Source organism: Zhongshania sp. (genome assembly GCF_041623545.1).
GTDB lineage: Bacteria > Pseudomonadota > Gammaproteobacteria > Pseudomonadales > Spongiibacteraceae > Spongiibacter.
In genome coordinates this window covers 1-3,742 of sequence record NZ_JBFJWS010000307.1, presented here as the reverse complement: position 1 = coordinate 3,742, position 3,742 = coordinate 1, and the positions used below count along the sequence as shown (strand labels likewise).

Sequence of the window (3,742 nt, the reverse complement as noted above, 5' to 3'; positions counted from 1 at the left end):
CATGACCATTGCGCACCCCAGCGTAGGAAAAGCTTTGATCTAAAGAGCCTATTGCCTCAGCAGTATCATCCATTTCAGCTAGCAAAGAGTCTCGTAAGGTGGTCATACCAACCGTCACGCCGGCCACCATAATAGAACTCATAAGTGTTAATTCTGCGGCCAAGGCGAAGCCGCCTTGCTTACGTTTTAATGAACCCTTAGGTGTAAAACTTGTTATCGATTGTGTCATTGAGTTACCTCTAACGAATTGTATTACAACATTAGTGATGTAAACCCGAGCGCCGTACCCAGACGTCGACGGTGCGGTGCTTAATACCAAAGAGCAAAAGGCACTAATAATGAATAGAGGTGGAATATCCGTATTACACAGACCAATAGAAATGAGCAATAATCACCAGTTTTCCGCACTGCTCACGCCACACTCAGACACTAACGAAAATACTTAGCTAGCACGATACGTATCATTACGCATTCTGAATTAATACGCAGTTTAGGATTATCAAAATGCGTATTAATTCAAGAATACGACCGCTAGTATTCTCTAGCCTACGGCCTAGCTAGTAAGAACACTGCCAACGCTTCACGGTCTACTGCGTTAAGGGGAAACACTGGCATCGGCGGGGTCGGCGCAGTAAAGAAACTGGCCAATTCGTCGACCGTATAGCGCTCGGCCAAACCCACTAATGGAATAGCCGAAGCGCTATTCCCGCTCAAGTCTAAAGCATGACAACTGCTGCACGCGTTGTTTTGATAAGCGCTCTTGCCCAGTTCTGCCAAGCTTCGGCGCTGCTCTGGAGTATACGACGCCAAGCCACTTTCTTCCGCCGCGCCTTGTCGCTGCGGCATAGTTAGCGATGATACGGCTGCCCCGCCAGCGTCTCGCGCGGTAATCCGGTAGATAGAGCCAGAATAATCATCCGAAATAAAGATAGTCCCGTCGCTCGCCTCCGCAATGTCGACGGGCCGGCCAAGCAATTTCTCGGCGCCTAACAAGCCACTTAAAAAGTCGCGTTCAACAATACTGCCATCAGACTGCCAATGCAGCGATACCACCTTATAGCCATCTGCCACGCTGCGATTCCAAGAGCCATGCAAGGCGACCAGCGCCGCCCGCTCGAAGCCGGCGACCCTGCTATGACGCAGAAAACGTATGCCAAGTGGGGCATTGTGCGCGCGAAACTCATGACTGGGCGCAATATTGTTTGCCGCTAGGTCTGGCTTTACACCGCCAAAGTCTGGATCTGGGGTGCTCGCATTGACATAGGGCCAACCGTAGAAGCCACCCTCTTGAATTCGATTTAGCTCGCAGGGCGGAATATCGTCGCCAAGTAAATCCCGACCATTATCTGTCGCGTACAAGCTATTGTCCCAGGGCGCCCAATCCAGCCCCACGCTATTACGCAATCCGCTGGCGTATACCGAAAACTCGCTGCCGTCGGGACGAAGACGCATTATTGTGGCGCGCTTCGGGTCACTCTCTTCGCAGACATTGCAGGTAGAGCCCGCGCTAAGATAAAGCCAACCGTCAGTGGCAGCGCGAATTGTCTTCGTCCAGTGATTGCCATTGTCACCCAGGTCCGAGACGATGCGCTGATAGTCCCCAACGACGTTGCCCTTCGCGCTATCAAACGCGATTTTGCCAACCCCATCAGACTCCGCAACGTACAACCAACCATCTGCAACATCTAGCCCGTGAGGGCGGGTTAATCCCGCCAACAGCACCCGCTGGCCGTCGGGTAAGCCGTCACCATTGAGGTCGCGCTCTAGCAAGAGTATTTCCCCGCTACGAGGCCGACTAAACAGTAAATCGCCGGCCTCGGTCACCTTCAAAAATCTGACTTTCCCAAGGTCTGCAGCGTAAAGACTAACGGCAAAGCCATCCGCAACTTTTAGCGCTTGCCGCACGGTGCTGGCACTGGGCGCCTCAGCGCCATACCCAAACACCATATTGAGCACAACTTTTGAGGTCGTTCCCCAGCCCGCCGGGCCAAACTGGATAATGAATAAGGGCGCTACAATGACCAGTCCCGTTAATAGTAGAATCGTAAAGATACATCGTTTAATTATTTTCATTGTCCAACCGCCCTAAATCTCGAAACTGCCATTTACACTGTAAAGCCCAGCATGCAACACGATTCCCGCTACACTAGACCAACCAAGTCAAAAAATTGTTATACTGTCAGCTATTGTTTACCGACCCAAAACCAATAAGTAGAGACCCAAAGCCATGATGAATATGGGAAGTAGCGACGGCGAAAAATGCCCGTTTGACCTAAATTTCGATCCAGATACATTTAAACCCGGCGACCTCGTTAGTTACCGAGTGGACGGCAGTATGCGCGACATGCCCTTTGTTGGCGTCATCGTAGAAGTCCACGATGATCACATAATGCTAGGCCACTGCGGCGCCGACAATAAGCCCGAAGGCAATATCATGCGCGGCACTAAAACCGACCGCCCCGTGGTCAGTGAAGCTGACGCCCTAGCTTAAACGTAAAACCAACGGTGCTTGTCTTTAACTGCCAAGCACCGTTAACACACTATTTAAGTGCTAACGCGGTGCCATCAAAGCGAATACCCGCCCAACCGCTGCGCATGAAATTACGAATATTGGCGTGATCCTCACCATGGGGATTGCCGAGCACGTCCTTTGTATAAAAATCCCCAAAAGCGTTCAAGGCCGCCTGTTCACTCAATTGGTGCAGCGCGCCAAATGCAAACACCTTACACGAGCCATTATTAGTACCCGCCTCATTATATTGTTCACCATTTTGAAAGCCAGTCGGCGTAAAAGCGTATCGCTCATCAATGAGCGCCATTACGTCGGCAAACGCCACCGGCTGCTTCGCCAAACGATCAATAAGCTCTGGTATTGTCATGTTTATCTCCCCATTTTTAACGCCGGCCATTATAGAGTAATTTCGGCCCTCGCATCGCGGCTACGGAGTCGATATTCTCCTGGCGTCATGCCACTCCATCGCTTGAACGCATGACTAAAGTTTGCCACCTCGCTGTAGCCAAGCTTTTCAGCCACCTGATCAAGCCGCAAGGCATCGTCTGCAAGGTATTGCTGGGCTAATTCTAAACGCAATTTCTGACTTAACTGTCGGTAGCTCGTGTCCTCGCGTTGTAACTGCCGACGCAGTGTTCGCTCCGGCAGCCCCAAACTGTCCGCAACCGCCTCAAGCCCTTTAAACGCGGAGATTGCTATCGCGCGCTCTACCCTATGGCTGAAACTGTGCTCGCCATGCTGCCGGGAAATAAGCTCACGGCATTGCCGGACACAGGCAGACCAAGTCACCGCGTTCGACTGAGGCAAGGCAATCTGTAATATGTCACTCGATAAGCTAGCGCGGGTGTGGCGAGCATTGAACGTCACCGGACATCCGACCATACGCTCTATTTCCCTGGCATGAGGCGGGGCTGGAATTGCCACTTCAAGCGACCGCAGTGCTAGCTTCTGCGCAGCGGCTTCAGTGGCGATGACCAAGGTCACAATAAGATCTCGCTCAACCACAAAATTGCGCACCGCGCCGGCAGGGTAGTGATCCCGCAACACCAAGCTCGCAATGTCGCCGTCAACATGTAACTCCAAGCCAACAAAACTGTGGGTTAACTCAATAAATTCCTGTGCAATTTGAAAGGCCTGTAGCAAATTTTCACTACAGATTAGCGCCAAGCCCCAAATACCAAAAACACCAAAGTGGTAGCGTCGACCTACCAGATAAGCCAGATCAGGCCT

4 protein-coding genes and 1 pseudogene are annotated in these 3,742 nt (G+C 51.6%); 1 reads left to right on the top strand and 4 read right to left on the bottom strand.

The genetic code is table 11. The features are described from left to right. A pseudogene (locus ABYT30_RS16945) lies at window positions 1-229 on the bottom strand (hypothetical protein); the annotation flags it as partial. Window positions 230-546: 317 nt separating this feature from the next. Then, a complete protein-coding gene (locus tag ABYT30_RS16940) occupies window positions 547-2,073 on the bottom strand; it encodes a PQQ-dependent sugar dehydrogenase (RefSeq protein ID WP_373097610.1) in 1,527 nt (508 codons plus the stop codon). A 154-nt stretch (window positions 2,074-2,227) separates the two neighbouring features. On the opposite strand from ABYT30_RS16940, the gene ABYT30_RS16935 reads away from it, so the two are divergent. Then, on the top strand, window positions 2,228-2,491 hold the full coding sequence (locus tag ABYT30_RS16935; protein WP_373079776.1) for a hypothetical protein: 264 nt from the start codon (window positions 2,228-2,230) through the stop codon (window positions 2,489-2,491). A gap of 49 nt (window positions 2,492-2,540) precedes the next feature. Here ABYT30_RS16935 and ABYT30_RS16930 read toward each other — a convergent pair whose 3' ends face one another. Together ABYT30_RS16930 and ABYT30_RS16925 are read right to left on the bottom strand one after the other, a co-directional pair. Next, window positions 2,541-2,879, bottom strand: a complete 339-nt coding sequence (locus ABYT30_RS16930; RefSeq protein WP_373079774.1) for a HopJ type III effector protein — start codon at window positions 2,877-2,879, stop codon at window positions 2,541-2,543. Window positions 2,880-2,908: 29 nt separating this feature from the next. Continuing rightward, window positions 2,909-3,742: AraC family transcriptional regulator ligand-binding domain-containing protein (locus ABYT30_RS16925; protein WP_373097609.1), on the bottom strand; the 834-nt coding region annotated here is incomplete at its 5' end.

Excerpts from the sequence above, each read along its gene's own strand:
- ABYT30_RS16940 (WP_373097610.1), bottom strand. The coding sequence starts at position 2,073 with ATGAAAATAATTAAACGATGTATCTTTACGATTCTACTATTAACGGGA.
- ABYT30_RS16935 (WP_373079776.1), top strand. The coding sequence starts at position 2,228 with ATGATGAATATGGGAAGTAGCGACGGCGAAAAATGCCCGTTTGACCTA.
- ABYT30_RS16930 (WP_373079774.1), bottom strand. The coding sequence starts at position 2,879 with ATGACAATACCAGAGCTTATTGATCGTTTGGCGAAGCAGCCGGTGGCG.